The sequence below is a fragment of the Halocalculus aciditolerans genome (genome assembly GCF_014647475.1).
GTDB classification, from domain to species: domain Archaea; phylum Halobacteriota; class Halobacteria; order Halobacteriales; family Halobacteriaceae; genus Halocalculus; species Halocalculus aciditolerans.
The window spans coordinates 737,859-763,864 of record NZ_BMPG01000002.1; the positions used below are offsets into that span (position 1 = coordinate 737,859).

General features: G+C 68.8%; 28 protein-coding genes. 17 read left to right on the forward strand and 11 right to left on the reverse strand.

Annotated features, from left to right (window positions below):
- The first annotated feature begins 83 nt into the window (after positions 1–83).
- On the forward strand, positions 84–1,358 hold the full coding sequence (locus tag IEY26_RS10410) for an amidohydrolase (RefSeq protein ID WP_188978643.1): 1,275 nt from the start codon (positions 84–86) through the stop codon (positions 1,356–1,358).
- 6 nt (positions 1,359–1,364) lie between these two features.
- On the opposite strand, the gene IEY26_RS10415 is transcribed toward IEY26_RS10410, so the two are convergent.
- The gene (locus IEY26_RS10415; RefSeq protein ID WP_188978645.1) at positions 1,365–2,735 is read right to left on the reverse strand and encodes a geranylgeranyl reductase family protein; all 1,371 of its coding nucleotides are present in this window, start codon (positions 2,733–2,735) and stop codon (positions 1,365–1,367) included.
- 107 nt (positions 2,736–2,842) lie between these two features.
- On the opposite strand from IEY26_RS10415, the gene IEY26_RS10420 reads away from it, so the two are divergent.
- On the forward strand, positions 2,843–3,172 hold the full coding sequence (locus IEY26_RS10420) for a 2Fe-2S iron-sulfur cluster-binding protein (protein ID WP_188978647.1): 330 nt from the start codon (positions 2,843–2,845) through the stop codon (positions 3,170–3,172).
- A gap of 74 nt (positions 3,173–3,246) precedes the next feature.
- Here the strand turns inward: IEY26_RS10420 and IEY26_RS10425 are convergent, their stop codons facing one another.
- From IEY26_RS10425 to IEY26_RS10435, 3 genes are all read right to left on the reverse strand, one after another.
- The gene (locus IEY26_RS10425; protein WP_188978649.1) at positions 3,247–3,873 is read right to left on the reverse strand and encodes a DUF3238 domain-containing protein; all 627 of its coding nucleotides are present in this window, start codon (positions 3,871–3,873) and stop codon (positions 3,247–3,249) included.
- A gap of 526 nt (positions 3,874–4,399) precedes the next feature.
- Positions 4,400–5,371 (reverse strand): phosphoadenosine phosphosulfate reductase family protein, encoded by a 972-nt coding sequence (locus tag IEY26_RS10430; RefSeq protein ID WP_188978651.1) that lies wholly within the window; start codon positions 5,369–5,371, stop codon positions 4,400–4,402.
- Positions 5,372–5,473: 102 nt separating this feature from the next.
- Positions 5,474–6,481, reverse strand: coding sequence for a phosphate signaling complex PhoU family protein (locus IEY26_RS10435; RefSeq protein ID WP_188978653.1), 1,008 nt, complete (start codon positions 6,479–6,481; stop codon positions 5,474–5,476).
- Between the two features lie 227 nt (positions 6,482–6,708).
- On the opposite strand from IEY26_RS10435, the gene IEY26_RS10440 reads away from it, so the two are divergent.
- From IEY26_RS10440 to phoU, 5 genes are read left to right on the forward strand one after another with little or no spacing between them, the layout of a single operon-like run.
- Positions 6,709–7,827, forward strand: a complete 1,119-nt coding sequence (locus IEY26_RS10440) for a PstS family phosphate ABC transporter substrate-binding protein (protein ID WP_188978655.1) — start codon at positions 6,709–6,711, stop codon at positions 7,825–7,827.
- A gap of 15 nt (positions 7,828–7,842) precedes the next feature.
- A complete protein-coding gene (gene pstC, locus IEY26_RS10445; RefSeq protein WP_188978657.1) occupies positions 7,843–8,907 on the forward strand; it encodes a phosphate ABC transporter permease subunit PstC in 1,065 nt (354 codons plus the stop codon).
- A complete protein-coding gene (pstA, locus tag IEY26_RS10450) occupies positions 8,904–10,457 on the forward strand; it encodes a phosphate ABC transporter permease PstA (RefSeq protein ID WP_188978659.1) in 1,554 nt (517 codons plus the stop codon). The genes pstC and pstA overlap by 4 nt, the downstream gene beginning before the upstream one ends.
- Positions 10,454–11,326 carry a phosphate ABC transporter ATP-binding protein PstB gene (gene pstB / locus IEY26_RS10455; protein ID WP_188978661.1) on the forward strand — a complete coding sequence of 291 codons (873 nt, stop codon included), beginning with the start codon at positions 10,454–10,456 and terminating at the stop codon, positions 11,324–11,326. The genes pstA and pstB overlap by 4 nt, the downstream gene beginning before the upstream one ends.
- Before the next feature lie 5 nt (positions 11,327–11,331).
- Positions 11,332–12,012 carry a phosphate signaling complex protein PhoU gene (phoU, locus tag IEY26_RS10460; RefSeq protein WP_188978663.1) on the forward strand — a complete coding sequence of 227 codons (681 nt, stop codon included), beginning with the start codon at positions 11,332–11,334 and terminating at the stop codon, positions 12,010–12,012.
- Between the two features lie 250 nt (positions 12,013–12,262).
- Here the strand turns inward: phoU and IEY26_RS10465 are convergent, their stop codons facing one another.
- Genes IEY26_RS10465 through IEY26_RS10475 form a run of 3 tightly spaced genes read right to left on the reverse strand, consistent with a single transcriptional unit; the run spans position 12,263 to position 13,917 of the window.
- Positions 12,263–13,030, reverse strand: coding sequence for a methyltransferase (locus tag IEY26_RS10465; RefSeq protein WP_188978665.1), 768 nt, complete (start codon positions 13,028–13,030; stop codon positions 12,263–12,265).
- The gene (locus tag IEY26_RS10470; RefSeq protein WP_188978667.1) at positions 13,027–13,401 is read right to left on the reverse strand and encodes a nascent polypeptide-associated complex protein; all 375 of its coding nucleotides are present in this window, start codon (positions 13,399–13,401) and stop codon (positions 13,027–13,029) included. Before IEY26_RS10470 ends, IEY26_RS10465 begins: the two co-directional genes overlap by 4 nt.
- A 48-nt stretch (positions 13,402–13,449) precedes the next feature.
- Positions 13,450–13,917 (reverse strand): PUA domain-containing protein, encoded by a 468-nt coding sequence (locus tag IEY26_RS10475; RefSeq protein ID WP_188978669.1) that lies wholly within the window; start codon positions 13,915–13,917, stop codon positions 13,450–13,452.
- Positions 13,918–14,011: 94 nt separating this feature from the next.
- Between IEY26_RS10475 and IEY26_RS10480 the strand changes: the two genes are divergently transcribed.
- Both IEY26_RS10480 and IEY26_RS10485 read left to right on the forward strand, forming a co-directional pair.
- Positions 14,012–14,200, forward strand: a complete 189-nt coding sequence (locus IEY26_RS10480; protein ID WP_188978671.1) for a hypothetical protein — start codon at positions 14,012–14,014, stop codon at positions 14,198–14,200.
- Positions 14,201–14,314: 114 nt separating this feature from the next.
- On the forward strand, positions 14,315–15,154 hold the full coding sequence (locus IEY26_RS10485) for a DUF7847 domain-containing protein (protein ID WP_188978673.1): 840 nt from the start codon (positions 14,315–14,317) through the stop codon (positions 15,152–15,154).
- Here the strand turns inward: IEY26_RS10485 and IEY26_RS10490 are convergent.
- On the reverse strand, positions 15,146–15,643 hold the full coding sequence (locus IEY26_RS10490) for a LabA-like NYN domain-containing protein (protein WP_188978675.1): 498 nt from the start codon (positions 15,641–15,643) through the stop codon (positions 15,146–15,148). The two genes, IEY26_RS10485 and IEY26_RS10490, sit on opposite strands and share 9 nt — an antisense overlap.
- A 54-nt stretch (positions 15,644–15,697) precedes the next feature.
- A complete protein-coding gene (locus IEY26_RS10495; RefSeq protein ID WP_188978677.1) occupies positions 15,698–16,339 on the reverse strand; it encodes a metallophosphoesterase family protein in 642 nt (213 codons plus the stop codon).
- A gap of 279 nt (positions 16,340–16,618) precedes the next feature.
- Here IEY26_RS10495 and dapA point away from each other — a divergent pair, with 279 nt between their 5' ends.
- The 6 genes from dapA to IEY26_RS10525 are packed head-to-tail and all read left to right on the forward strand — an operon-like array spanning position 16,619 to position 22,217.
- Entirely contained in the window at positions 16,619–17,503 is an 885-nt protein-coding gene (dapA, locus tag IEY26_RS10500) for a 4-hydroxy-tetrahydrodipicolinate synthase (RefSeq protein ID WP_188978679.1), read from the forward strand.
- 29 nt (positions 17,504–17,532) lie between these two features.
- Entirely contained in the window at positions 17,533–18,264 is a 732-nt protein-coding gene (gene dapB, locus IEY26_RS10505) for a 4-hydroxy-tetrahydrodipicolinate reductase (RefSeq protein ID WP_394354828.1), read from the forward strand.
- Positions 18,261–19,094: a 2,3,4,5-tetrahydropyridine-2,6-dicarboxylate N-succinyltransferase gene (locus IEY26_RS10510; RefSeq protein ID WP_188978683.1), complete on the forward strand. Its 834-nt coding sequence runs from the start codon at positions 18,261–18,263 to the stop codon at positions 19,092–19,094. Before dapB ends, IEY26_RS10510 begins: the two co-directional genes overlap by 4 nt.
- A complete protein-coding gene (gene lysA, locus IEY26_RS10515) occupies positions 19,091–20,311 on the forward strand; it encodes a diaminopimelate decarboxylase (RefSeq protein ID WP_188978685.1) in 1,221 nt (406 codons plus the stop codon). The genes IEY26_RS10510 and lysA overlap by 4 nt, the downstream gene beginning before the upstream one ends.
- Positions 20,311–21,138, forward strand: coding sequence for a diaminopimelate epimerase (gene dapF, locus IEY26_RS10520; protein WP_188978687.1), 828 nt, complete (start codon positions 20,311–20,313; stop codon positions 21,136–21,138). The genes lysA and dapF overlap by 1 nt, the downstream gene beginning before the upstream one ends.
- Positions 21,135–22,217: a M20/M25/M40 family metallo-hydrolase gene (locus tag IEY26_RS10525; RefSeq protein WP_188978688.1), complete on the forward strand. Its 1,083-nt coding sequence runs from the start codon at positions 21,135–21,137 to the stop codon at positions 22,215–22,217. The genes dapF and IEY26_RS10525 overlap by 4 nt, the downstream gene beginning before the upstream one ends.
- Here IEY26_RS10525 and IEY26_RS10530 read toward each other — a convergent pair whose 3' ends face one another.
- A complete protein-coding gene (locus tag IEY26_RS10530) occupies positions 22,218–23,417 on the reverse strand; it encodes a sensor histidine kinase (protein ID WP_188978690.1) in 1,200 nt (399 codons plus the stop codon).
- An 87-nt stretch (positions 23,418–23,504) separates the two neighbouring features.
- Here IEY26_RS10530 and IEY26_RS10535 point away from each other — a divergent pair, with 87 nt between their 5' ends.
- On the forward strand, positions 23,505–24,038 hold the full coding sequence (locus IEY26_RS10535; RefSeq protein WP_188978692.1) for a VIT1/CCC1 transporter family protein: 534 nt from the start codon (positions 23,505–23,507) through the stop codon (positions 24,036–24,038).
- Here IEY26_RS10535 and IEY26_RS10540 read toward each other — a convergent pair.
- Positions 24,035–25,549: an SLC13 family permease gene (locus IEY26_RS10540; protein ID WP_188978693.1), complete on the reverse strand. Its 1,515-nt coding sequence runs from the start codon at positions 25,547–25,549 to the stop codon at positions 24,035–24,037. The genes IEY26_RS10535 and IEY26_RS10540 overlap by 4 nt on opposite strands.
- 154 nt (positions 25,550–25,703) lie before the next feature.
- Here IEY26_RS10540 and IEY26_RS10545 point away from each other — a divergent pair, with 154 nt between their 5' ends.
- Positions 25,704–25,889 carry a DUF7333 family protein gene (locus tag IEY26_RS10545; protein ID WP_188978694.1) on the forward strand — a complete coding sequence of 62 codons (186 nt, stop codon included), beginning with the start codon at positions 25,704–25,706 and terminating at the stop codon, positions 25,887–25,889.
- The last annotated feature ends 117 nt before the right edge of the window (positions 25,890–26,006 follow it).

The window sequence follows — 26,006 nt, forward strand, 5'->3', positions numbered from 1 at the left end:
CGTGGATGCGTTCTGATAGGTCGCCGGGAATTCGGGTTGCCGGACCGCGAGTCTTTAACCCGCCCGACGCCCTCAACGCGGCTATGACGGACACCGACCACCTCGTCTCGCTCCGCCGCGACCTCCACCGCCACCCCGAGCCCGCGTGGTGTGAGTATTACACGACCGCGCGCATCGCCGACGAAGTCGAACGCATCGGCGTCGACGACCTCTTCCTCGGCGCGGACGCCGTGAACGAAGCGGAACGCATGGCCGTCCCCGACGAGGCCACGCGCCGCGAGTGGGCGGATCGCGCGCGCGACGACGGCGCGAACCCCGACGTCCTCGACGACCTCGGCACCGGACCGACGGGCGCGGTCGCCGTCCTCGAACGCGGTGACGGTCCCGTCGTCGGCCTCCGCGTCGACATCGACGCCCTCCACATCACCGAATCCGAGAGCGACGCCCACTGCCCCGCCGCCGAGGGCTTCCGCTCCGAGCACGAGGGCTACATGCACGCCTGCGGGCACGACGCCCACGTCACCTTCGGCCTCGGCGTCCTCGAACGCGTGAAAGCGAGCGACTTCGAAGGGACGTTCAAGGTCTTCTTCCAGCCCGCCGAAGAACGCATCGGCGGCGGGAAGGCGATGGCGAAGAGCCGGCACATCGCCGACGTCGACTACCTCTACGGCGTCCACGTCGGCCTCGACCACCCGACCGGCGAAATCGTCGCGGGCCTCGACGGCTTCCTCGCCGTCAGCCACTTCCTCGCCGAGTTCGAGGGAGAACCCGCGCACGCGGGCGCACACCCCGAAGAAGGAAAGAATACCGTGCAGGCGATGGCGGCCGCCGTCCAGAACCTCTACGCGATTCCGCGGCACGCCGACGGCGCGACCCGCGTCAACGCCGGCCTCGTCGGCGGCGGCACCGCCACGAACATCATCCCCGACGAATCCCACGTCGAAGGCGAAGTCCGCGGAGAGACCACCGAACTGAAAGACTACATGCGCGAGCGCGCCGAGCGCGTCCTCGAATCCGCCGCCGACATGCACGACGTCTCGGTGGACATCTCGACGGAGGGCGAAGCGCCGAGCGCGACCTCCGACCAGGCGCTCGTCGACCTCGTCGAAGCCGTCGCCGCCACCACGAGCGGCGTCGACTCCGTCCTCGAACGCGACGCGCTCGGCGGGAGCGAGGACGCCACCTACCTCATGCAGGAAGTCCAGCAGCACGGCGGGCTCGCGTGCTACCTCTGCGTCGGCACCAGCCACCCCGGCGGCCACCACACCAAGACCTTCGACGTCGAAGAGGACACCCTCCGCATCGGCGTCGACGTCATCGCCGAAACCGTCCGCGACACCTTCGAAAACCAGCCGTAAGAGTGGTTAGTATTTCGCGTCCGCGCCGGTGACGTCGTAGACGCGCTCCATGATCTCGTCGCGTTCTTCCTGCCACGACTCGAACTCGAAGGGACTGGAGGGGTAGCTCTCGTAGTGGTCGAGGAGTTCGTCGGCGACCTGCTTCGTCTTGTAGAAGTTCCAGATCTGCCCCCAGTGGCCGAAGCTCTTCACGGCGGTCTGGAGCGCGACCATCGGACTGATCGACGTGCTGCCCGCGTAGAGCGCCTCGGAGAGTTTCTCGCCGGGGAGGCGGGCGAGGAGGCTCATCAGGTCGTCGATGTCGACGGCGGTCGAGAGGATGTTGTAGACGTCGAGGCCGGCGTACCGGCCGCCGAAGTGGTCCATGACGCGCTCGTTGTACGACCAGAGCTGTTCCTCGGAGACGTCGTCGTTCTCGATGCCCTCGATGGCGGCCTCGGCGGCGTACTTCCCGGAGTACGCCGCGCCCGCGATACCGCCCCCGGTCGTGGGGTTCACGAGCGCCGCGGCGTCGCCGACGGCCATGTAGCCGGGCGCGACCGCCGAATCGTACGGCCGGCGCGTCGGGAGCGCCGCCCCGAGCTTATCGAGGACTTCCGCGTTCGCGAACTCCTCGCGGTGCTGGAGGTCCTCCTTCAGGTCCTCCACGAGCTTCATCGGCTCCTCGTTCATCTGGAAGCCCAGCCCCGCGTTGATCTCGGTCCCCGTGCGCGGGAAGTACCAGAGGTAGCCCGCCGCGCGCTTCGTCGGCTTGAACACCAGCGCGTCCTTCCACTCCACTTCCTCCTCGACTTCGACAATCTCGCGGTACGCCGAGCAGAACTGGCTGTAGGAGACGTTCGTGTCGAACGTCGAATCCGAGAAGTCGACTTTATCCTGCAGGAGACTCAGCGAGCCCGCCGCGTCGATGACGACGTCGCCGGTGAACTCGTGTGCCTCGCCCTTCGTCTTCCCGCGCACGCCCGTCACTCGCCCGGCCTTATCCTGGTCGACGTCCGTGACGACGACGTCGTAGTAGAAGTCAACGCCGTGGTCTTCCGCCCCTTGGATGACGCAGCGGCCGTACTCCCAGCGGTCGATGACCGCGAGCTCACCGGGAACGGGGATTTCGAGCACCGTGTCCTCCTGCGGAATTTCGAACCGCCCGTGGTCGACCTCCGTGTTCGTTATCGCGGGTTCGAGCTTCCGCTTCGGGATGGCGTCCGGGAAGTTCGCCGCGCCCTTCAGCGCGTCGCCGCACGCGATGTGCCCCGCCTCCTCCGCCGACTTCCGCTCGACGATACAGGCGTCGTATCCGGCTTTCGCGGCCGTCGCCGCCGCGTAGCAGCCCGACGTCCCCGCGCCCACGACGACGACGTCGTACTCGTGTGTAGTCATACGCCAGTGATTGCCGCGACGTGGGAAAACTCTTTATAGAAATCCGTCGCCCCAGCGGGGACACGGCGTAGTAAAGAGATATACGGGCGGTCGTCCAACCGGTTTCCATGACCGACTACACTGTCGAGTTCGTCAGCCGGGACGAGACCATCGAGGTGTCCGACAAGGAGACGATTCTCAAGGCGTGCTTCCGCGAAGGCATCGCCCAGGAGTACTCCTGCCGCGTCGGCATGTGCCTCGCGTGCTCTGCCGAAATCGTCGAAGGCGACGTCGAACAGCCCGCCGCTCGCGGCCTCACCGACGAGGAAGCCGAGGACTACGCGCTCACCTGCATGGCGCGCCCCGCCTCCGACCTCGTCCTCGACCGCGGGAAGTACCCGCCGAGCATCGAGAACGACGCCGCGACCACCGACGCCGCACCCGCCGACGACGACTGATCCGGCTATCAAGCCGGGTTAGACGACGACTGCGCCGTCTGTCGAACCGGCGCAGACCCATGACTCTTTCTCAGTCAGGGACGCTTCCAGTCGAACGCCTCGTCGAGGTCGCCGGCGAGCGCCCGCGGGCTTCCGCCGTGCTCTCGGAACGCGTACCGGTACGCGTCCTCCCAGACGCCGAAATCCACGGAGGCGTAGCACTCGTGGTTCGGATAGCCGTCGTGCCGACCCGAGACTTCCACGACTCCGCGGCGGTTCGCCGTCACGTCCACTTCGGCGTCGACGGTCGCGGGCTCCTCGACCAGTGGGTTCCCCGCGGAGAGCGCGAGCCGGAAGGACACCGTCTCCTCGTCCTCGGCCCACTCGACGTTCCGGAGCGCGAGACCGGTGGTGTCGGCCGTCCCCGAGTCCATCGTCACGCCGGCCGCGTCGGTGACGCGCTTCCGCGACCGACCGGTGTCGGCGTGGAAGACGACCTCGCCGCGGTCGAAGTCCGCCGTCGCTTCGGCTTCGACGCGCGACCGGCCCGTCCACGCCGCGTACGGCGTGAAACCGCGGTCGTCCCCCTCGAACTCGACGGTCGCCTCCTCGACGGGACGCGGCTCGATCCACTCGTCGGGGATGAAGACGGCGTAGCGAACGCGGACCGTCGAGGTCTGACCCGGTTCGACAGACGGGTCAGTCGGGGGCTCGTCAGTCACACTCCGAGAGGCGTCGCCCACCCGGATGAACGCGTCGGCTCACGACGCGGTAAGGGCGAACAGGCGGCACGCGAAGGATTCCAACTCCCTCATCGACTGTCGAACCGGCTCGGACGGATACCTCGCCGTCTGGCGAACCGGCTCGGACGGATGCGGTGTGCCGCGCTCCCGCCTCGGCCGCACCCGACCGCTCACTAACGCATACGCCGCGTTCGCCGCGCCTTCCCAGATAAAGTCTCGTGCGGCACTGAGACCACAATCCGCCTCGGCCGTCTGTGGGCGAGCGCACAAAGCTGAGAGAATCAACCACAACGAGCATCCGCGAGCGAACGGTTCGAAGTCCGCGCGAACGGAGTGAGTGCGGGCAAGCGGGACCGGAGGTCCCGCCAAGAACCTGAGCGAGCGGTTCACCGAGCGCGAAGCGCTCGGGCCGACGACTGAACGGAGCGAAGCGGAGTGACGGAGGAGTGCTTTTAGCGTAGCTTTTCCCGAGCGCCGGCTTCGCCGGCGCGCAGCGCAAAAGGTACTACATGTAGCCGAGGTCGCGGAGGCGCTCCATGAGGTCCTCTTTGTCCTGGGCGCGGCCGGCGCGTTCGGTGGTTTCGTCGAGATTCTGGAGCCAGGCGGGCTCCTCGTCGGCTTTCGTGGTGCTGACCTCGGAGCCGAGGGAACGGAACCCCTCGAAGTACTTGGGCGAGACGGGGATGTCTTCGTGGGTGAGGTCGTTGGGGAGGTCGTCGTAGGACTGAGGGACGTAGCCGTCCTCGGGGAAGCCCTCGACGGTATCGGGAACGACGTAGTACCAGAAGGCCTCCCAGACGGCGGCTTCGTCGAACTGGAGGATCGGCTGGATGCGGTCGTGTGGCGGGTAGATTTCGGGGTCGTGGCGCGGACTGAAGAAGGTCTCATCCGCTCTCGCGTCCTGTTCGTCCCAGCGAATGCCGCTGAGGATGCCGTCGACGTCGTACTCTTCGAGGGCGTTGTTGAGGGCGACGGTCTTCAGGAGGTGATTCCCGACGTAGGTGTCGAGGAGGAAGGGGAAGGAGTCCTCTTCGTACTCGAGGAGGTCGCGGACGTGGTGTTGGTTCTGCTCGTTGAGGGCGTCGATAGGGATGTCGTCGCCTGGTTCGAGGTCGTTCGCCTCGACGTACCGGCCGACGTCGTCGTTGCGAGCGTAGACGAGGTCGAGGTCCCACTCGTCGGCCCACTTCTCGGCGAAGTCGATGAGGTCGTCGAAGTGCTGGTAGTGGTCGATGAAGATGGCGGGCGGCATCTCCAGGTCGAACTGCTCGGCGACCTCCTTCACGAAGTAGAGGGTGAGCGTCGAGTCCTTCCCGCCCGTCCACATAATCGCGGGGTTCTCGTACTCTTCGAGGCCGGTGCGGGTGACCTCGATGGCTTTCTCGATCTTGTCGTTCAGCGACGGGTAGTCCTCGGGGGTCTCGCCTTCGCCGTCGGTGTAGTCGACGTCGAGGTAGTCGGGGAATCCCTCTGGCATACTCGCCAGTACTGGGGGGGAGAGGGATAAACGTCGTGACTTCGCGGCGAATTGCCGTCACTCGACGGGGCGCTCGGGATCGCGGTTCGGAAGCGAGGGGGCTTACGACGGGCCGGGGGTGGGTGCGGCCTTTTGCAGGGCGGTTTCGGCGATGTTCCCGCCGTAGTCGGCGGAGCGGGAGAGGGAGTCGACGACGAGGCTGAGGTCCTGAGCGCGCCTGGGTTCGTGCTGGCGGAGGAGGTCGTCGAGTGCGCGCGCGTGCTCGTCGATGCCGGGGAGCGAGGTGCGGGCTTCGTTCGCGAGTTCGGTCGCGTCGTCGGTGTCGTCGGCAAGGAGTGCCTCCATCGCGGTGTCGACGATGGCGTCGGCGTCGTCGTGGAGTTCGGTGACCGCGTCGGCGACTTCGTCGGGGACGGGGTCGTCCATTTCGAGGGCGACGTTCGCCATCTTCGCGGCGTGGTCGGCGATGCGTTCGAGCTGGCGGGCGCTGGAGTGATAATCGAAGCAGGTCTCTCGGTCCATCCCGATCTCCTGGGCGGCCTGCGGGTTGCGGAGCGCGCCGCGGAAGATGCGGGAGACGACGTACCAGAGCCGGTCGACGTCGTCGTCGCGCTCCGTGACGTCCTGTGCGATGTCGTCGTCGTCCTCGACGAGGGCGGTGACGGCGTCGTCGAGCATCGAGAGCGCGATGAGTCGCATGCGCGTGACGGCGTTGTGGATGGAGAGTTCGCTGGAGTCGAGGAGGTCCTGTATGACGACTCGGTTACTCGTCTCCTCTAAGACTTCGAGGCCGACGAGGCTCTGCGTGGCGTTGCGGACGACGCGGCGCTGACTGCTCGTGATGCGGTCAGCTTCCAGTTCGAGGATGTCGAACCCGGAGATGTACATCGTCACGACCGTCCCCATGAGGCGGTCGCCGTCGAGGCCGGTGACGTCGATCTGGCCGCGCTGCGGCTCGTCGTCGCTCATCGGCGTCAGGAGGAGGCTCCCGCTGTCCGGATAGAACTCGATGCGGTCGCCCGCGCTCACGTCGTGATCGCGCGCCCAGTCTTTCGGGATGGAGACCGTGAACGTCGACCCGCCGGTCACCTGCACCTTCCGTCGTTCCATACCTTGAGATATGACCTACGGACTATAAATCCACCTATGACTATATACACAGAGAGGTGAGAGCCGTATTCGTGCTCTAAGGGGCGGAGATGGTGTTTAATTCGGGCGGGCGGCAAGTATCTTCGGGTCGAATACTCACCGTGAGAAGTATTACCCAAGTACGACTAAATACCACTATATATCTATCATAGTAGGGTATTTATTTAGAAGTGCGCTCTACTCAGGTGATGTCAAAGCAGTTCCAGCGGTTCGGGGAGAAAATCTCGCGGCGCAAGGCACTCGGTGCGGTCGGCGCGACGGGCGTCGCCGCGTTCGCCGGCTGCTCGAGCAACTCCGGGGGGAGTGGCGGGGGGAACAACAACGGCGGGACGGGAACGACCCAGCAGACGACCCAGCAGACGACCTCGCAGGAAGTCACCGCCCTGACGGCGGGTGGGTCGTCGACGGTCTACCCGATTACGTCGAAGGCGTCCTCCGTTTGGAACTACAACCCGCCGGCGTCCGACACCGAGTACTGGCCGGCCGCCGAGTACGGTATCGACACCGACAAAGCGTTCGCCCAGTACTGGGCGGAGATGTACGGCTTCGAGGCCGACGGCGAGGGGAACCCGCCGTTCAAGGTCCAGGTCGGTCTCAGCCACTCCGGCGTCGGCCTGACGAAGGTCATGAAGGGTCAGGTCGATATCGGTGACGCGTCCGCGCCCGTCGAAGCGGAGCTCGAAGACGTCGACTACGACAAGTTCGTCAACCACGTCGTCGGCGTCGACGCACAGCCCATCGTCGTCTCGAAATACCTCTACGACAACGGTATCAAGGGCCTCGACGCCGAGACGGTCCGCGCCATCTACAAGGGCGACATCGACAACTGGTCGGAAGTCGACGGCTACACGGGGAAGGACATGGAGATTCAGGCCATCGGCCGCTCCGTCGGGTCCGGTACCGACACCTCGTTCCGCGTGAACATGCTCGGCAGCTCCGACGCCGAGATGCCCGGCGTCGACATCCGCAAAGGCGAGAACCAGCAGGTCGCCGCCGCGGTCGAGGGCTCCGACAACGCCATCGCGTACATGGCGCTCGCGTTCGTCTCCGACCAGGTCCCCGCTATCTCGCTCACCTTCGACGGCAAGACCTACACGCCCGGTGAGAACCTCTCCGACCAGGGCTACCCGCTCTCCCGCGACCTCCACTGCTACACGTACGACGGCACCTCGAACAAGGAAGCCGCCTTCCTCCGGATGATCATCCACGACTTCGGGCAGGGGCAGTACGTCGGTCCCTCGGGCTACGCGCAGCTCTCCGACGCCCGGCAGGAAGAGGAACTTTCAAAGCTCCCGGACCCGCAGTAACGCCCACGACATAGTATGTCTGGGGCACTCACCACACAGGCCGTTCGGCAGTCGGTCGCCGAACTCGACCGCACGGCACAACTCGCCGGGCTGGTGGGTGCGCTTTCGCTGATCGCCGCGTTCACCGCGTTCGTCGTCGCACCGGGGCTCGTCGTCTTCCCCGCGATGGTGTTCGCGGCCGTCGCCGTTTACGGCTGGATCTTCCACCAGGCCGCAGCGGCGAAATCGCTGACGTTCCTGACGACCGTTTCGACGCTCGTTATCCTCGGACTCATCACTGCGTACCTGTTCGTCCAGTCGGTTCCGGCTGTACGGGCGATGGGTGTCGACCTCTTCACGAGCACCGCCTGGGACGTTCACAGCAACCGATACGGCCTCGCGACGATGATGTGGGGGACGCTCATCACGACGGTCATCGCGACCCTCGTTGCCGCCCCTCTCGGCGTCGCCGGAGCCGTCTTCATCAGTGAAATCGCACCCGTCACGATCCGCGAGGCCGTCAAACCCGCAATCGAACTGCTCGCTGGAATCCCGTCCATCGTCTACGGGTTCATCGGATACACCATCATCAACTCCTACATGATGGACCTCTTCCAGCTCCCGACCACCGGCAGCCTGTTCATCGTCGGGCTCGTCATCGGCGTGATGGCGCTCCCGACGGTGGTGTCGGTCTCCGAGGACGCCCTCAACGCCGTGCCGAACCCGATGAAGGACGGCTCGGTCGCGCTCGGCGCGACCGACTGGCAGACGACGAAGAGCGTCTCGGTTCCCGCCGCCGTCTCCGGAATCTCCGCCGCCGTCATCCTCGGTGTCGGCCGCGCGCTCGGCGAGACGATGGCCGCGACGGTCATCCTCGGGAACGTCACGACGCTCCCCGACCCGCTCTACGACGTCTTCGGGAACACCATCACGCTCACGTCCGCCATCGCGAGCCAGTACGGCGTCGCGGCGGGCCGCCCGATGCAGTTCTCCGCGCTCTTCGCGGCCGGCGTCGTGCTCTTCGTCGTCGTGCTCGCGCTGAGCATCGTCTCACAGACCATCGAACGACGCATGCAGCAGACGCTCGGAGGGAACCAATGAGCGAGAGTTACGGCGCGACGGGCGAACAGAACATCGTCACCGACACGACGGCCGCCGACCGACTCGCCGTCATCCCCGTCGTGTTCGGCGCGCTCGCGTTCATCGCCGGTTGGGCGATACTCTTCCGCTGGGTGACCGTCACCGACACCCTCGGCGGCATCGAGTACGCGACGCTCATCGCCGGCGGCCACCTCGTCGCCGCCGCCGTGCTGCTCGCCATCGGCGCGCTGTCCGCGATCGATGTCATCGACAACAACCCCGACGACGCCGTCGGCGTCGTCACCGCCGGTATCTACGGGGCGTTCGCGTTCATCGCGGTCGGCCTCACCGTCTCGCAGACCCTCTCGATGACGGCGCTCGCGTGGTTCCCCGCGGGCCTCCTCGCCGCCGTCGTCGTCTCGGCCGTCGCGCTCTTCCTCCCGGAGGACCTCGGCGTCACCCTCCCGGTCGCGGCGTTCGAAGCGCTCGCCGGTCTGGTCGTCTTCACCGGCGTCATCGGGCCGCAGTGGGTGTGGAGTCCGGAGGGGTTCTCCGCGTCCTTCATCGGCCCCATCGCCATCGCCACGTTCGCGATGGTCGGCAGCCTCCTCACCGTCTGGGCGGGGACGAACGCCTACCGCGGGTTCGGCGCTCGCGGCCGCGAATCCGGCGCGTACACGCTCATCGCCGTGTACGCCGTCGCGCTCCTCGGGGTTCTCGCCCTCCTCATCATCTTCGTCGTCCAGAAGGGCATGGGGAAGGTCCTCGAAGGCGCGCAGCTCTGGCCGTTCAAACTCCCGTTCGTCCTGAACGGCTACGGGCTCGAGTACGACGTCAACGGCATCTTCCCGGCAATCGTGGGGACCGTCTGGCTCGTCGTCGGCGCGTGCGTGTTCGCCGTGCCGCTCGCCGTCGGCGCTGCCGTCTTCCTCACCGAGTACGCCGAACAGGGCCGCTTCACGCGCGTCGTCGAGACCGCGACGAACGGCCTGTGGAGCACGCCGAGCATCGTCTACGGTCTCTTCGCGTTCGCGTTCCTCCTGCCGCGCATCGAGAACCAGGAGACGCTCCTCACCGGCCAGCTCGTCCTCGGGTTCATGCTGATGCCGCTCGTCCTCATCACGAGCCGGGAAGCGCTCCAGAACGTCCCGGACGAGTACCGCGACGCGAGCGCCGCGCTCGGCGTCTCGAAGTGGCAGACGATTCGGAGCGTCGTGCTCCCCGCCGCCATCCCCGGCGTCCTCACCGGCGTCATCCTCGGCGTCGGCCGCATCGCCGGTGAGACCGCGCCCATCCTCCTCGTCCTCGTCCGCGAGCCGTTCCCGGCGGTCGCGACGAACGTCCTCGGCTCGTTCCACTTCACGGCCTCCGCGCCGTTCGTCGTGAACGACGCGCTCCTCAGCTCGACGACCGCGCTCCCCTACCAGCTCTTCGCCGTCATCACCGCCGGCGTCGGCGCGAGCCAGGAGTTCGGCTGGGGGACCGCGCTCGTCCTCCTGCTCGTCGTCATGTTCTTCTACACCATCGGTATCACCACGCGAATCTACTTCCGGAAGAAGCTCCGCCAATGAGTCAGCCAACACAAACCACGACTGGAGAGACAGACGAACGAATCCGAGAGGAGTGGCTCGAATACGACTTCGAGGGCGACGCCGCGCTCTCCGTCGAGGACCTCGACGTCTTCTACGGGAACGACCAGGCGCTCCAGTCCGTCAGCATGGACATCCCAGAGAAGTCCGTCACCGCGCTCATCGGCCCGTCCGGCTGCGGGAAGTCGACGTTCCTCCGGTGTCTCAACCGGATGAACGACCGCATCTCCGCGGCGCGCGTCGAGGGGAGCGTCGAGTTCAACGGGGAGGACATCTACGGCGAGAACGTCAATCTCGTCGAGCTCAGAAAGCGCATCGGGATGGTCTTCCAGTCCCCGAACCCCTTCCCGAAGTCCATCCGGGAGAACATCTCCTACGGCCCGCGGAAGCACGGCGACATCGACACCGGTCTCGTCGCTCGCCTCCTCGGCCGCGACGACCGGGAAGAAGAAGAAGAGCTCGTCGAACGCTGCCTCCGCGGTGCCGCGCTCTGGGACGAGGTCTCCGAGCGCCTCGACGACAACGCGCTCGGCCTCTCCGGCGGCCAACAGCAGCGCCTCTGCATCGCTCGAGCCCTCTCCGTCGAACCGGACGTCCTCCTGATGGACGAGCCCGCGAGCGCCCTCGACCCCATCGCCACCTCGAAGGTCGAGGACCTCGTCGAGGACCTCGCAGAGGACTACACGGTCGTCATCGTCACGCACAACATGCAGCAGGCCGCCCGCATTAGCGACCAGACCGCGGTGTTCCTGACCGGCGGCGAGCTCGTCGAGTACGGCGACACCGAGCAGATCTTCGAGAACCCGCGCAGCCAGCGCGTCGAAGACTACATTACGGGTAAGTTCGGGTAATCACTATGGCACGTCAATCCTACCAAGACCAACTGCAGGAGATGCAGGAGGACGTCCTCTACATGAGCGAGGTCGTCACCGACCGTCTCCGCATGGCCTTAGAGGCGATGGAGCAGAAAGACGACGAGACCGCGACCCAGGTCATCGAGGGCGACGACGAGGTCAACGACCTCTACCTCGACTTAGAGCAGACCTGCATCGACCTGCTCGCGCTCCAACAGCCCGTCGCCGGCGACCTCCGCCTCATCGCGTCCTCCTTCAAGATCATCACGGACCTCGAACGTATCGCGGACCTCGCCGTGAACCTCGGCGAGTACACGCTCGACGCCGAGCAGGACATGTTCCCCGAGGTCGACATCAACGTCATCGGCGACCGCACCGTCGAGATGGTCGAGGACGCGATGGCCGCGTACGAGAGCGAGGACACCGAGCGCTGCTGGGAGCTCGCCGACCGCGACGACGAACTCGACGCGCTCTGCCAGACCGCCAGCGAATCCGTCGTTCGCGACCTCATCGAAACCGAAGTCGACGACGACACGACCGAAGGCGAGATCGAGGGGCTCATGCAGGACGTCTCCCGGATGCTCCTCACCATCCGCGACCTCGAACGCGTCGGCGACCACGCCGTCAACATCGCCGCGCGCACGCTCTACATGGTCGAGAAAGACGACTCCCTCATCTACTAACCCTCCCTCGTCCCCGCCTCTTCCCCGTTCGACCGCTTCTCGCCGAGGAGCGCGCCGCTCACGCGTCAGTCGTCGAAGCAGACACCGATGCGACTCGACGCGCGCCAGTTTTCGCGGGCGATAGTTCAAGTGCGATGACGCGGCGAGTCGGCGGTGTGCGGTGAGGAGAGTCCGCGGGACGCAGCGGTCGTGCAGCGGCCGACCCGCGGAAGCCAATAGGCGAGTCGACGAGGCCGCTGCCTGTCAGCCCTCAGAGCTTCCGTGCGAACGTGAGATAGCCGGTGTGACCGACGCCCGCGGTGGACGGTCGAGAGCCGCGGTCGTCGAAGTCCATGCGGCGCTGGATGGACTCGTAGGTGTCGACGTCGCTGAGGCCGACGTCGCGCGCGGTCCGGTGGACCTCGCGGGTGTTCTCGACGAACGGCGAGTAGACCGCGAGATAGCCGCCCGACACGAGGAGGTCCGGCGCGTGCTCGACGACCGCGGGGGCGTCGCCCGTGTCGAGCGTCACGAGGTCGAACCCTTCGCTCTCGCCGGCTGTCGCATCGCCGAGACCTTCTCCCTCGGCTTCAGTGAGGTCGTCGATGTCGTCGAGAACGTTGCCGGTGCGGACCTCGACGTTCTCCGAGACCTCCGCGAGTTCCATGTTCCCGCGGGCGACGTCGGCGAACTCGGAGTCCTGCTCGTAGGTCGTCACGTCCGCGCCGAGCCGTCCGAGGTAGGCTGCGAGCACGCCCGTACCGGTGCCCGCGTCGAGCACGCGGTCGGACGCACACGCGCCCGTGTGCCCCTCGATGAGACCGATGTCCTTCGTCATCATCGGCGCGCCCGTGCGCTCGAAGTGGTTGAAGAGGTCGGGGCCGCGGAGCGCGCGCGTCCGGAACTCCTCGCCGAGATGCGTCTCCAGCGTCTCTCCGGCCTCGACGTCTTCGGGGACGTCGACGACGCCGAGGTCCGTGTGGAGCTCCTCGCCCGGCGCGCAGAGGAACTCGCGGTCGTCGCGAACGAGCAGTATCACTCGAGCGTGTCGATGGCGGCCGCGAGGTCGCCGTCCGTCTCTTCGAGCGCCTCGCGCGCGGCGTCCTTCGTGGAGCCCGTCCGACTCGCGACGAGTTCGACGTCCTCCTCGGGGATTTCGGGCTCACCGGCTTCGACTTCGGCGGCCGCACCGCCCTCGGTGGCGTCGCGCTCGGTCGGGTCGCCGATGACCTGGTAGGTCTGCTGGCCGCGAGCGTCCATCCGCGTGACGTCCGCGTCGTCGAAGTAGAGCTCCGAGCCGTCGGCCTTCCGGATGATGACCTCGGTCGCGTCGATCTCGTCGACGTCGATGCCCATCTGTTTCATCATCTGTTCCATCTTCCGCGGATTCATACCGCCGCCTCCAAACATACCCCGACAGTCGCGGTGCGGGGAAAAAAGCGTGGCGTTCGCCCCTGATTACTCCTCGACGCCTTCGCGCACCATGACGGCCATCCCGGTCTCGAAGTCGCGGATGGCGTCCGCGTCGAGTTCCGCGCGGCCGACCGCGAGCACGTCGCCGTCCTCGTGGACGACTGCGACTTCGTCGCCCGCGCGGACGTCCGGGTCGACGACGTCGACGAACTTCGCGAAGACGTTCTTCCCCTCGCTGACGAAGGGCGCGCTCTCGTCGCCGACGACGACGCGCCCGCCGGGCGGGTCGCGAGCGGCGGCGAGGCGGCGGCCGCCTTCGAGGCCGAGCGTGAAGCGGCCGTCCGTGGTGACGGAGACGAGGCGGTCGCCGTCGGCGTGGACCTGACGGGGCCGCCCGGACTTCGACCGAGAGACGTCGAAAGCGCCGCCCGCGGGGAAGAGCGCGTCGCCGACGCCGCCGCCGAACTGGTAGTCGGCGACGGTTCGGAGCGCGTCGATGGCTGCGTCGTTCATACCGTCGAGTCCGACGCCTCGACGGTTAGGGGCTTCGCTCGCGCCGCGTAGCGGAGAGAATATCTTATATGCCACGGGTGGCTACGCATACCCAATGGCAGATACGAAGGTCACCATCGGCGTGCCGCTGTTCGTCGTCGGCGCGCTCGTGATGTTGTGGACGAGCGTCAGCGGGCAGGGGTCGACGCTGCTCATCGGCGCGGGATTCCTCTCCGCCGTCGTCCTCACCGTCGGTACCATCTTCCTCGGGCTCTCGGGAAGCGAAGGCGACCGCGTCGTCTAACCACCCGCGATTTCTTCCGGCCGAGCACGCGCAACGCCGTGAATCCGGTTCGGGGAGCGATGGCACTCTCTCGCTGACCGGTGATTTCTTCTACAGGCGGCGTCGTTTGCCCGTATGGCTGTCTTGTCAGCGCTCGGAACGGCCGGGAGCGCGGTCCGCCGCAACCCCGTCGTCCTCGCCGCCGCGGCGATATACGGCCTCGTGTACGTTCCGACGCTCCTCCTCCAAGCCTCCGGCAGCGTCGCGTTGAACCTCCTCGGCTCCGGTTACTCCTTCCTCGCGCTCTTCGTCGCGCCGTTCGTCGCGGGCGGTGTGCTCGCGATGGCGAACGAGGCCATCGACGGCCGGACTGACTGGCGGATGTTCGTCACCGGCGGGAAGCAGAACTACCTCCGCATCCTCGTCGCCGCCCTCCTCTACGGCGTCGTGAGTTTACTTGTCGGCGTCGCGCTGTCGTTCGTCGTGTTCGCCGTCGTGCTCGCGGGCAGCGGGGTGGGGGCAGGGGGCGGACTCGTCATCGCCGTCGCGCTCCTCTTCGGCGGCGTCGTCGCGCTCGCGCTCTTCGTCGCCGGGTTCTTCCTCCAGTTCTACCCGCACGCAGTCGTCGTAGAGGGTTACGGCGTCGCCGACGCGTTCAAGCGCTCCGCGGGCCTCGTTCGCAACCACTTCGCCTCCGCGCTCGGCTACACGGCGCTCCTCGTCGCGCTCAGCGTCGGTATCGGCGTCGCCTCGTTCCTCGCGTCGCTCCTCGTGCTCGGCGGCGGGGCGCTACTCGAGCCGGCTGGTGTCGGTGGCGCGGCCGGAGCGCCCGGTCCCGCGACGAGCGGGCCGTCTCTCGTCGTGCTCGCCGGCTACGCGGTCGGCTACGTCGTCATGTCCGGCGTCGTCGGCGGGTACGTCGGAACGTACTCGGTCGCGTTCTATCGCGAACTGCTCGACGCGGAGTCAGAGTAAGAAGGTCTCTTCGCGCTCGCTCATGTCGATGAAGGAGTCGGCGGCCTCGACGAGCTCGTCGGCGGTGGCCGCGCCGAACGCCATCGCTTCGACGCGTACGCCCTCGTGGCGGAGGTGGTGGCAGAGCCGGGAGAAGTCGCCGTCGCCCGTGCAGAGCACGACGGTGTCGACGTGGTCGGCGAGCGTGACGGCGTCGAGGCTCATCCCGACGTCCCAGTCGGCCTTCTTCGAGCCGTCGCCGAACGTCTTGATGTCCTTGATCTTCGTCTCGAAGCCGATGTCGACGAGCGCGTCGAAGAAGGACTCCTCTTCGGGGCTGTCGGCGCGGATGACGTAGGAGATCGCGCGCGTGAGTTCGCGGCCCTGCACGGCCTTATCGAGCACGGCGGAGTAGTCGACGTTCCGCGAGTAGAGACTGTGCGCGGAGTGATAGAGGTTCTGCGCGTCCGCTAAGACGGCGACGCGCTGTCCGGGGTGGATGTCAACCATTACGCCTACCTCGTGGGTTCTCCCCTAAGAAGCCACCGGGCGCGCGAACGCGGTTCAGGCGTCGGGGGTCTCGTGGCGCGCGAGCTCGAGCGTGTCGGGGTCGAGGTGGTAGTAGGACTCCCACGCGGGCGCGAGCGTGACGACGCGCGTCGCTCCGAACGCGCTCTCGGTGTGTTCGTGGTGGTGGCCGACGAGGCAGAGGTCGGGTTCGAGCGCGCGGAGGATGTCGTCGACGTGCCCGTTCCCGACGTCGTAGTCCTCGTCGACGGGCGTGCCGTGCGGGGCTTCGTGCGCGAGGAAGACGTCGACGTCCCCGAGGTGTTTCGCGCGTTCGACGTCCGCGCGGATGAAGTGCCGGCGGCGCTCGCCGACGAGCGCGCGGCGGGGTTTCTCGTACTGCGTCGGGGCGTAGTTCCCGGAGAGGCCGGCGACGGTGACGCCTTCGACGTCGACGGTGATGCTGTCGAGGAGTCGGACGTTGTGGACGTCGCTGCTCTCGATGCGGCCGTGGCGGAGCGCGTCGATGACGTCGAAGTCCTCGTTGTTCCCCGCGACGAAGTAGGTGAGCTCGGGGAGGTCGTAGTAGTAGAGGTCGCCGGCCTGGATGGCGACGTCGGCGTCGCTCGCGCGGTAGGCGGCGAAGAGCGCGCGCCGCCGGTCGGGGTCGTTCGCGTGGGCGTCGCCGAGGACCAACACGACGGAGTGTCCGCGACCGATCCAAATAAAACCGCCCGACCGGCGAGCGGCGGCCCCGGGCGAGTTTTGGCCGCGTCCACAGACTTATACTCGTCCGCGGCCATCGAACGTGTATGCTCGGCACGCGCGCACGGCGGACGTCGGTCGTCGCGAGTGTCGACCGCGTCGCGAGCAAACGCGGTAAACGCTAGTTCTCTCTGGCTTCGGGCGGGGGTCGCGCCCCGTCCCTGGCCGTTCTCGTGCCCGGCTTTCGAGTACCCACGAACCCACCACACACACATGCAAGACGTTACGTCCGGGGTCTTCCCGGCTATCACGACGCCCTTCGGAGCGGACGGCAGTATCGACCACGACCAACTCGCGGCGCACGCGCAGTTCCTCGAAGACCGCGGCGTCGACGGCGTCGTGCCGGCGGGGTCGACGGGGGAGTCGGCGACGCTCACGCACGACGAGCACGTCGACGTCGTCGAGACCGTCGTCGAGGCGGTTGACATCCCCGTCATCGCGGGCGCTGGCAGTAACTCGACGCGGGAAGCCATCTCGCTCTCCGAGCGCGCGGCGGACGCGGGCGCGGACGCCCTCCTCCTCATCAGCCCCTACTACAACAAGCCGGAGCCCGCGGGGATGGAGGCGCACTATCGGGCGGTCGCGGACGCGGTCGACCTCCCGCAGATCGTCTACAACGTCCCGAGTCGAACGGGGAGAAACATCGACGTGGAGACGGCGGTGTCGCTCGCCGGGCACGAGAATGTCGTCGGGTACAAGGCGGCGAGCGGCGACCTCGGCCGCGTGAGCGAGGTCGTGGAGCGCACGCGAGACGAGGAGTTCGCGGTGCTCGCGGGCGACGACGGGCTGACGCTCCCCATCATGTCCGTGGGCGGGACGGGCGTCATCAGCGTCGCGGCGAACGTCGAGCCGGCGCGGATGGTCGACCTCGTCGAGCTCGCGGCGGCCGACGAGTACGCGGCGGCGCGCGACGTCCACCACGAGCTCGGCGAGCTCTGCCGCGCGCTCTTCGTGGAGACGAACCCGATTCCGGTGAAGGAGGCGGTCGCGATTCGCGGCCACGGCTCGGGCGAGCTCCGCCAGCCGCTCACGCGGCTGAGCGAGGAGCACCGCGAGTACCTCGAAGGCGTGCTCGCCGACCTGGAGGGCGACGCGTGAGAGTCGGCGTGACCGGCGCGACCGGCCGAATGGGCCGCGAAATCCTCGCGGAGGCCAGTGAGCGCGGCGTCGACGTGGCGTTCGCGGTGAACCGCGGCGACGGCCACGGCGACGTCGCGGGCGTCGACGTCGAGCCGGCGGACGACTTCCCCGACCTGCTCGCCGAGCGCGCGCCGGACGTCGTCGTGGACTTCACGGGGCCGGTGTCGAGCGTCGAGTACGTCCGCGCCTGCGCGGACGCCGGCGTCCCGGTCGTCGTCGGGACGACCGGGTTCTCCGACGCCCAGCTCGACGAGCTGCAGTCGTACGGCGACGACGCGCCGGTGCTCGTCGGCGCGAACTTCTCGCGGGGGATTCAGGCGCTCCGGCAGGCCGTCCAGTCGGCCGTCGGCTCCCTCCCCGAGTACGACGTCGAGGTGACGGAGACGCACCACAACCGCAAGCGCGACGCTCCGTCGGGGACGGCGAAAGTCCTCCTCGACGCGGTGGACGACGCGCGGAACCGGGACGCGGAGCGCGTGCACGGCCGCGAGGGCGACCAGCCCCGCGAAGAAGGCGAAATCGGCGTGCACGCACGGCGGGCGGGCGACGTCACCGGCGAGCACGAAGTCCTGCTCGCGGGGAACGACGAGGTACTGGAACTCACCCATCGCGCGGGGAGCCGCGGCGTGTTCGCGGCGGGCGCGCTCGACGCGGCGGAGTGGCTGACGACGGCGGACGCGGGCTTCTATCGGTTCACGGAGGTAGCTGCACGACTATGACACTGGAATCCGAGATTCGAGACCTGCAGGAACGACGCGAGAACGACGAGGTTTCGGCGGCGACGGCGAGCGCCGACGACCTGGACACGCTGGACGCGTTCCTCGAAGCGCTGGAGGCGGGCGAGGTCCGGGCGGCCGAGAAGACCGGCGGCGAGTGGTCGGCCGTCGAGTGGGTGAAGGAGGGCATCCTCCTGAACTTCGCGCTCCGGGAGACGGAGGCGCGAGAGTACGGCGGCGTGACCTACCACGACGTCCTGCCGCTCCGCGAGACGAGCGACCTCGCGGAGCGCGGCACGCGGAACACCCCCGATGGAACGACGATTCGCCGCGGCGCGTACGTCGGCGGCGACGCGATTCTGATGTCGCCGGCGTTCGTGAACATCGGCGCGCGCGTCGGCGACGGCACGCTCGTCGACTCCTGTGACACCGTCGGCTCCTGCGCGCAAATCGGGAGCGACGTCAAGCTGGGCGCGAACACGCTCATCGGCGGCGTGCTCGAACCCGTCGAGTCCGCGCCGGTCGTCGTCGAGGACAACGTCTCGCTCGGCGCGGGCTGTCGCGTGACGTCCGGATTCGTCGTCGGCGAGAACTCGGTCGTCGGCGAGAACACGCTCCTCTCGCCGCGCATCCCCGTCTACGACCTCGTCGAGGACGAAGTCGTCTACGGCGAGCTGCCCGCGAACCGCCGGGCGTTCGCGCGGATGGTCGAGTCCTCCGCGAGCGACCACGACCTGATTCCGGGGCAGGCGTACAAGCCGGCGGTCGTGGCGACGGGCCTGGAGACGAGCACGCTCGAAGCGAGCCAGCGCGAGGAGGCGCTCCGCGAGTGACGACTCGCAGACTCGACGACTGGTCGGCGCGCGACCTCCGCGCGGTCGCGGCCGAGCACGGCACGCCGACGTACGTCCAGGACCTCGACCGGGTGCGAGCGAACTATGAGCGCCTCGACGACGCGTTCCCGGACGCGCGCATCCACTACGCGGTGAAGGCGAACGCCGGCCGCGCCGTCCTCAAAGCCCTCCGGGAGGTCGATGCAGGAGCGGAAGCGGCCTCCGCGGGCGAGGTCGCGCGGGCGCTCGACGCGGGGTTCGACCCGAGCGAGATCCACTACACGCCGGTGAATCCGCCGGACCGCGACCTCGACCCTATCCTGAACGGGCCGACGTCGGGGCTCACGGTTACGGTCGGCTCTCGTGACCTCCTCGACCGCCTCGACGCGCGCGGGTTCGACGGCCGGGTCTGCCTCCGCGTCCACCCGGGCGTGGGCGCGGGCCACAGCGAGGACGTGGCGACGGGCGCGGACGCGAAGTTCGGCGTGCCGGCCGAGGACGCGACGACGGTGCTTCGCGAGGCGGACGCCCGCGGGTTCGACGTCGTCGGCGTGCACGCGCACGTCGGGAGCGGGATGCTCACCGAGGAGGACGTCGAAGCGCACCGCGAGGTCGTCGAGGTCATCGCCGGCATCGCGCGCGACTCCCCCGTGGACTTGGAGTTCGTGGACGTCGGCGGCGGGTTCGGCGTCCCCTACCGCGAGTCGGAGGAGGCGCTGGACCTCGACGCAGTCGCGAACGCGACGCGGGACGCGCTCGCGGACGTGGACGCCGACCTCGTCGTCGAGCCGGGCCGGTATCTCGTCGCTGACGCGGGCGTCCTCCTCGCGGAGGTCGTGTCGACGAAACCGACGGGCGACGCGGTGGTCGCGGGCGCGGACGCCGGGATGACGGAGCTCCTGCGGCCGGCGCTCTACGACGCCTACCACCCGATTCGGTCGCTGGCGCGCGACGCCCACGACCGCCCCACGAGGACGGTGACGGTCGTCGGCCCGGTCTGTGAGTCGACGGACGTCCTCGCGGACGCGCGCGACCTCCCGCGGCCGGCGGTCGGCGACCTGCTCGCCGTCGGGAACGCCGGCGCGTACGGCATCGAGATGGCGAGCAACTACACGTCGCGGCCGCGCCCGCCCGTCGTCGCGGTCGAGGGCGACGACACACGGATAGTCCGCGAGCGCGAAACGATGGACGACCTGCTGCGGTTCGAGCGAGACTAATGACGACCACACCATACACTCTCTATCACGGCACGAGCAACGATTTCGCGGTCGTCGACGCCGCGAACCACGTCCCCGACCGCGCGGCGTTCGCACAGCGCGTCTGCGCCGACCTCGGCGTCGACGGCGTGCTCTTCCTCGCGCTCCAAGACGAGTACGAGCCGCCGCGCTGCGTGATGACGCTCGTCCAGCCGGACGGCTCGACGGCGGCGATGTGCGGGAACGGCGCGCGCTGTGCGGCGCGCTGGGTGACCGAGCAGACCGGCGAGTCCGAGGTGATGCTCGACACGCAGGCGGGCACGCGGCGGTCCACGGTGGACGGCGCGCACGTCGTCGTGGAGATGGGCGTCCCCGACTTCGCCCCGGACGCGGTCCCGGTGCGCGGCGACGCGCCGATGGACGGCGACGTCCTGAACGGCTACGCCATCACGGCGGTGAACACGGGCGTGCCGCACGCGGTGACGTTCGTCGAGGACGTCGACGCGGTGGACGTCGAGGGCGACGCGCCGCCGGTTCGGAGCCACGAGCGCTTCCCGGCGGGCGCGAACGTGACGTTCGCAGAAGAGACCGAGTGGGGGTTCGCACAGCGGACGTTCGAGCGCGGCGTCGAGGGCGAGACGCAGTCCTGCGGGACGGGCGCGGTCGCGGTCGCGGCGGTCGCGGCGCGCCACGGCCGCGTTCCGGGCGACGCGACGGTGACGGTCGCGCCGCCGGGCGGCGAGCTCGAAGTCTCGCTCACGCCGGGCGGTCGCGCGACGCTCGCCGGGCCGACCGAGCGCGTCCGCGACGGCGAAGCCGAAACGGAGCCGCGGGTACCGAAGCGATGACCGACGCCGAGTTCGACCCGGTCGCCTTCCTCGAAGCCGGCGTCCGCATCGACTCCACGGCGCGCGTCGACGAGATGCGGCGGTTCGTCCGGGAGACGCTCGGCGAGCACGGCGTCGAATCCCGCGTCGACGACGCCGGGAACCTCCTCGCGTCGAAAGGTGACGGCGGTGACGGCGACGGCGGCGGTGTCCTCCTGAACACGCATCTGGACACCGTGCCGCCGCACGTGCCGTTCGCGCGCGACGACGGGAGGGTTCGCGGCCGCGGCTCCTGTGACGCAATCGGGCCGATGGCCGCGATGCTCGCGGCGTTCCTCGCGGCGGACGACGACGCGGCCGTGACGCTCGCGCTCACGCCGGACGAGGAGACGAACTCCACGGGGGCGGCCGCACTCGACCTCGACGCGGACTGCGTCGTCGTCGGCGAACCCACGGGTCTCGACCGCTGCACGGCGGCCCGCGGGCGCTTCCAGGCGACCGTTTCGGTTACTGGAACGGCGGCGCACGCGGCGGAGCCGGAGAGCGGCGCGAGCGCGATTCAGGGCGCTCGACGCGCCCTCGAAGCCCTCGAAACCTACGACGGCGAGCGCGGACCGAGCCCGCACCCCGTGCTCGGCGCGCCGACGCTCACCGCGACGACCATCGAGGGCGGGAACGCGACGAACCAGGTGCCCGCGGAGTGCTCGTTCGTCGTCGACCGCCGGACCGTCCCTCCGGAGTCCGCGGGCGCGTTCTTCGACGGGCTGCGCGCGCACCTCCGCGCCGCCGTCCCCGACGCCCTCGGCGTCGAGGTCACGCCCGCCGAGCGCGACACGCCCTTCCTCGAAGCCTTCGCGACGGACCGCGACGAGAGAGTGGTGAACGCGCTCGGTGACGCGGGCGCGGGCCGGATTCGCCCCTTTACCGCCGCGACGGAGGCTTCCTACTTCGCGGCGGACGCCCCGACGGTCGTCTTCGGTCCCGGCGTGCTCGCCGACGACGAGGGCGCAGTCGCGCACGCCGACCGCGAGTACGTCGACGCCGCGGCCGTCGAAGACGCCGCCGCGATACTCACGGACGCTGTCGACGCGCTCGCCTGATTACTGGAGTTCGACGTCGAGGAATTCGAAGCGCGCGCCGCCCGACTCGCTCTCCCGAATCCGCATCGTCCAGCCGTGCTCGGCGGCGATACGGTGGACGACGCGGAGACCGAGCCCCGCTCCCTCGTGATTCGTCGACTCGCCGTCGAGCGCGGCGTCACGGTGCTCCGGCGGAATGCCGGGGCCGTCGTCCGCGACGAAGAACCCGGTACGAGCCGACGCGTCAGCCGGCGAGGGACCGGTACGAGCCGATTCGTCAGCGGGCTCGCGTTCGGTGTCGGCGTCGATGCGGCCGAGGGTGACGGCGGCGTCGTCGCCGGCGTGCTCGATGCTGTTGCGGAAGAGGTTCTCGAGGAGTTGCTGGAGGCGGCTGGGGTCGGCGGTGACGGTGGCGTCGGTGTCGGCGGCGAGGGTGGCGTCGCCGGTGTCGACGACGCCCCAGGCGTCGCGGGCGACGGCGTCGAGGTCGACGGGGGCGGCCGAGTGTGCGCTGTCGCCGTGGCGGGCGAGCGTGAGGAGGTTAGAGATGAGGTCGTCCATTCGTTCGAGGGCCCGTTCGGCGCGGTCGAGGTCGTCGACGTCGCCGGTCTCCGCGGCGGTCTGGACGGTGCCGAGGGCGATGTTGAGCGGGTTGCGGAGGTCGTGGCTGAGGACGCTCGCGAACTCGGCGAGGCGGTCGTTCTGTCGTTCGAGGCGTTCGCGGGCGCGGACGTGCTGGATTTCGTAGGCGGCGAGGCGGGCGCAGAGGTCGACGAAGCGGCGTTCGCGCTCGTCGAACCCCTCGGGGTAGGGGTCGTCGCCGGCGAAGCAGAGCGTGCCGTAGAAGTCGCCGTCGACGAGGAGTTTCGACCCGATGTAGCAGCCGAGGCCGAAGCGCTCGTAGCCGGGGTCGTCGGCGAGGTCGGCGGTGGCGTCCTCGAAGGCGACGAGTGCGTCGCGGTCGACGACGTTCCGGCAGTAGGATTCGTCGAGCGGACAGGTCTCCCCGGGTTCGAGGAGGGGGTGGCCGCCGACGCTCTCTTCGACGCGCATCTCGTCGCCCGTGATGTGCGTGACGAAGCCGTAGTCGACGTCGAGGTAGTCGACGCCGACGTCGAGGATGGCGGTGAGTTTCTCTCCGAGGTCGCGGTCGGTGTCGGTCGTGACTCTGTGGAGTGCGGCGATAGCGTCGGTCGTCTCCGGGTCCCCGACCGCAGTCATTCGTTGAACGTGGAGTCGCGACCGCCATGGTCTTTCCGGGTGGGGCGGGGGAACGGCTTTTCGGCGTCGGCGTCGTCGGGGCGAGTAATGTTCGAAGCGCTGCTCGGCGACGAGGTCGAGCGCGACGCGGGTCGCTATCTCGCGGAGGCCGTCTACGGGGCGAACGACGGAATCGTGACGACGTTCGCGGTCGTCGCCGGGGTGGCGGGCGCGGGGTTGTCGTCGTCGGTCGTGCTCATTCTCGGCGTGGCGAACCTCCTCGCGGACGGGTTCTCGATGGGGATGAGCAACTACCTGAGTCAGTCCTCGGAGCGGGACTACGAGGCGGCGCACGACCTGACGCGGACGACGTCGAAGTCGCCGCGGCGGACGGCGGCGGTGACGTTCGCGGCGTTCGTGCTCGCGGGCTGGACGCCGCTCTTCCCCTACGTGTTCGGCGTCCCGTCGGCGTTCTCGGTGTCGGTCGGGGTGACGGCGGCGGCGTTCTTCCTCGTCGGGGCGTCGCGGTCGTTCGTCACGGGGCGGTCGTGGCCTCGGGCGGGCGGGGAGATGCTGGCGGTCGGGCTGGCGGCGGCGGGCGTGGCGTACGTCGTCGGCGAGCTCCTGCGCGGCGTGGCTTAGGCGGCGATGACGGCGAGGAGGAGGGCGACGACGCCGGTGACGAGGAGGGTGGTGATCGGGACGAAGAGGACGTCGAGGGTGAGGCCGGCGCGGAGCATCTGGTCGCGGGTGACTTCGCCGGTGCCGTAGGCGATGGCGTTCGGCGGGGTGGCGACGGGGAGGGCAAACCCGAAGGACGCGCCGACGGCGGCGGCGAGGACGAGGGTGACGCCCGCGGCCGCGGCGGTGAGGCCGTAGGCGGGGGCGACGGTCGCGCCGAGCGCGACGAGGACGGGTGCGAGGATGGCGACGGTCGCGGTGTTCGAGGCGAGTTCGCTGAACGCGACGGTGACGAGGACGACGAGCGCGACGAGCGCGAGGAAGACGGGGAGAGCGAGGCCGTCGAAGACGACGGCGGCGAGCCACTCGGTCGCGTGCGTGTCGGAGAGCGCGTCGGCGAGGCTGATGCCGCCGCCGAAGAGGAGGAGCGTCGGCCAGTCGACGCCCCTGAAGACGTCGCTTTCGTCGACGCAGCCGAGGAGGACGAGCGCGGGGACGGCGAGCAGGCCGACGAGCGCGTAGTAGAGGACGCCGGTGTGGCCGACCGTGTCGAAGACGGAGGGGCCGCTGCCGCCGAAGAGCGTGACGTGCCAGGCGTCCGGGAGGACGTCGGCGGCGAGGAAGCCGAGGCCGCCGAGCACCCAGAGGACGGCGACGGCGAGGAAGACGCCGGCGGTGCGGCGCGCGGCCGCGTCGAGCGGACCGAGGCCGGCGAGTTCGGCGCGCGCGGCGTCGCGAGCGGCGGAGACGTCAGCGACGCGCGGCGGGTAGAGCCAGTAGGTGAGGACGGCCCAGACGACGGGGAGGGTGACGGCGACGACGGGGAGGCCGACGGCGAGCCAGTCGAAGAAGGAGACGTCGACGCCGAGCGTCTCTCGGAGCGTCGCGACGGCGATTGCGTTCGGCGGTGTGCCGACGAGCGTGCCGACGCCGCCGACGGACGCGGCGTAGGCGGTTCCGAGGACGAGGGAGACGTGGAGGTTGTCCGTGTCGCCTGCGTCGAGTTCGGCGACGAGGCCGACGGCGATGGGGAGCATCATCGCCGCGGTGGCGGTGTTGGAGACGACCATGGAGAGGACCGCGGTCGTGACCATGACGCCGAGGACGAGCCGCCGGGGGCTGGAGCCGAAGCGCGCGACGAGCCGGAGGGCGACGCGGCGGTCGAGGCCGTGGCGCTGGAGCGCGGCCGCGAGGACGAACGTCGCGAGGAAGAGGAAGACGACGGGGTCGGCGAACCCGGAGAGCGCGTCCTCGAAGCGGGAGTAGACGCCGAGGACGCCGAGGAGGGCGGGGACGAGGAGGCTCGTGACGGCGAGCGGGAGCGCGCCCGTGACCCAGAGCGTGGCGGCGAAGGCCATCGTCGCGAGCGCGTACTGGCCGGCGGGCGTGAGGCCGGCGGGCGTCGGCGCGGCCGTCACGCCAGCCGTGAGCGCGACCGCGGCGAGGAGGCTGGCGACGCGGCGCTGGTCCATACCGACTTCCCGCCCGCCGACACGTTATCGTTTGCCCTTGCGACCGTGTCACGGCGACAGTCTCACGGGAGTCGTTTCGCGGGGAGCCGGCCGAACCTCTGGTTCACGGGTCGGCTTTCTCAACAGTTTTGCCCGTTCGACGACAAGGGCGCGTATGGAATTCGACTTCCCTCGCTCGGTGGCCCCACTCGTCGTGATCGTCGCCGTCGCGACCGTCGCGCTCACGAGCATGATGACCGCGTCGACGGTGTTCATGATGGTCCTGCCGTCGATGATCGTCTTCTCGGTCGTCGCGTTCTTCTTCGGGATGAAACACGGCGAGTTCCGCGCCAGCCCGTAGGTCCGGCTCAGCTCCCCGCAGCGGTGCGACCGAGGACCGCGTTATTCTTCGACTGTGCGAACGCGAACGCTCGATAGCCGTTTTAGCCGTTTCGCGGGTGAGTGGCGACGGCTCCCG